General features: G+C 76.5%; 2 protein-coding genes. Both read right to left on the bottom strand.

The genetic code is table 11. The features are described 5' to 3' along the window. Positions 1–126: 126 nt before the first annotated feature. Entirely contained in the window at positions 127–834 is a 708-nt protein-coding gene (locus GTW43_RS32490) for a 4'-phosphopantetheinyl transferase superfamily protein (RefSeq protein WP_161305557.1), read from the bottom strand. 34 nt (positions 835–868) lie between these two features. Further along, the coding region (locus GTW43_RS32485; protein WP_161305556.1) for a thioesterase domain-containing protein at positions 869–2,290 on the bottom strand (1,422 nt) is incomplete at its 5' end.

The following is a 2,290-nucleotide window of genomic DNA, read 5'->3' as shown; positions in this document are numbered from 1 at the left end:
TCGCCGGGGAGGGCGAGTACGCGCGCTTGTGGCGGGCCTGGTCGGGTGCGCGGCAGGGGCTGGGTCTGGGGGCCGAGGCGTCCTGACGCCGCGGCGGCGCGGACCGGGGCCGCGTGTTGCTCCGCGTCAGACGGCCGCGGCTCCGGACGGCCGCGGCTCCGGTGCCTCACGTCGCGCGCCCGGCCCCGGCACGGGCGCGACGGCCACCGCGGCCGTCCAGCCGCGGGGCACGGTGACGTCGGCGAGCGTCCATCCGCCGGGCCCGTGCGGGACGGGACCGGTGCCGACGTAGTCGTGGGCGGCACCGTCGGCCAGGCCCGTGCCGAGCCCCTTCAGGTAGGCCTCCTTGCGGACCCAGGCGCGCGACGCACCCGCCGTCCTCTCCGACTCCCCGCGGGCGGCGGCGAGTTCGGCGCGCTCACGCGGGTGCAGAGCGGTAGCGAGGGTACGGGTCGCCTCCGCGGAGAGGATCTCTTCCACGTCGGCTCCGACCGGCACCGGGGCCACCGCCACGAGGGCCAGGTCCCCGGCGCGCGAGAGAGAGAAGTGCGTACCGGGCTCGTTCCGCAGCGCCGGTCGGCCGTGGAGGGCCCGGCACCGTGGGCACGGCTCCCGCACGAACCGCACGTCACGCGGGGGGAGTTCGAGGACGCGGCCGAGCACACGCCGCAGGGCGAGGTGCGCGGCGACGTACCGCTCGCGGTGCCGATCGTGGTGGAACGCCGCGGCCCGGCGCCGCTCGGCCGCGTCCAGGACGCCGTCCCGGTCCACGGCGGGTGTGTCGGTCCGCACCAGCCACAGCCGTGCGGCCCCGGCCCGCGGGAGTTCGCGCAACGTCTCCGCGCGCTCCCCCGCGGGCTGTCCCCGGTCAGATCCGTGCGACGGCATCCGCGATCCGGGCGACGTGCTCGCTGCGGAGCATCTCGGGATGGGTGCAGGGCAGCGCGTGATCGGTGATCGTGCCCGTGACGTGCGGGCGCCAGGCCTCCTTGGTGAGCCAGTCCTCGGCGCGGGGCGCCGCCGCCGTGAAGAACAGGACGTCCCCCTCGTAGCGCCGGTGGACGTGCTCGCGCATCAGGCGGGCGTGGTGGGGGACGATGTCGACGATGCGGGAGAGCGTGGCGTCCCGGAGTCCGGCGAGCGGGCTGCCCGCGTCCCGCAGGGTGGCGAGGACGTCCGCGCGGTCCCGCTCGGTGCCCCGCTCGACGCCGGCCATGCGCAGCACCGCGGTGAGGGCGTCGCCCTCCTCGGGGGCCGGCCGGTCGCGCCACTGCTCTGCGGGGAACGCGTCCAGGAGTGCGAGGACGGCGACCTCGTCCCCGGCCTCCTGGAGCAGGACGGCGACGGAGTGCGCGAGGATGCCGCCGACGGACCAGCCGAGCAGCCGGTAGGGGCCGCGCGGCTGGATCCGCCGGATCCGCTCCACGTAGTCGGCCGCCTGCTCCCACAGGGTGTCCGGCAGCGGTCCGTCGGAGGTGAGGCCGGGTGCCTGGATTCCGTAGACCGGCTGGTCCGGGCCGAGCCGGGCGGTCAGGCCCGCGTAGCACCACGAGAGTCCGCCGGCGGGATGGACGGCGAACAGCGGCGGGCGCCGCCCTTCGGTGCGCAGCGGCAGGACCGCGTCGAGTGCGTCGGTGGAGACGGCCGCCGTGTCGTCGATGCGTGCGGCGAGCGCGGCCGGGGTCGGGGCCCGGAAGAGGGAGCCGATCGTGAGCTCCGCGCCCAGTTCCTCGCGGACCCGCGCGACCAGGCGGACCGCGAGCAACGAGGTGCCGCCGAGGTCGAAGAACGCGTCGTCGGGGCCGACGCCGGTGGCGTCGAGGACTTCGGCGAACAGTCGGGTGAGCGTCTCCTCGCGGGCGTTCGCGGGGCGGCGGGCGGCCGAGCGGCCCGCGAACACCGGCGCGGGCAGCTGCTTGCGGTCCAGCTTGCCGTTGGGGCTGAGCGGGAAGGCGTCCAGCGGGACGATCGCCGACGGCACCATGTGGTCGGGCAGGGTGCGGGCGAGTTCGGCGCGGACCGTGTCGGGGTCCGGGCCTCCGGTGACGTAGCCGACGAGGTGGTCGCCGACCACTGCGGCGCACGCGGCGTCCACCCTGGTGCAGCCGGTGAGGGCGGCCTCGATCTCGCCGAGCTCGATGCGCTGACCGCGCAGTTTGACCTGGTGGTCGGTGCGGCCGAGGTACTCCACCTCGCCCTGGTCGGTCCAGCGGGCCAGGTCGCCGGTGCGGTACATCCGGCTGCCGGGAGCGCCGAACGGATCGGGGACGAAGCGCTCGGCGGTCAGCTC

This window comes from Streptomyces sp. SID5785 (genome assembly GCF_009870065.1).
Lineage (GTDB): Bacteria > Actinomycetota > Actinomycetes > Streptomycetales > Streptomycetaceae > Streptomyces.
The sequence above is the reverse complement of the archived record's forward strand: the minus strand, read 5'-3'. Positions and strand labels throughout refer to the sequence as shown.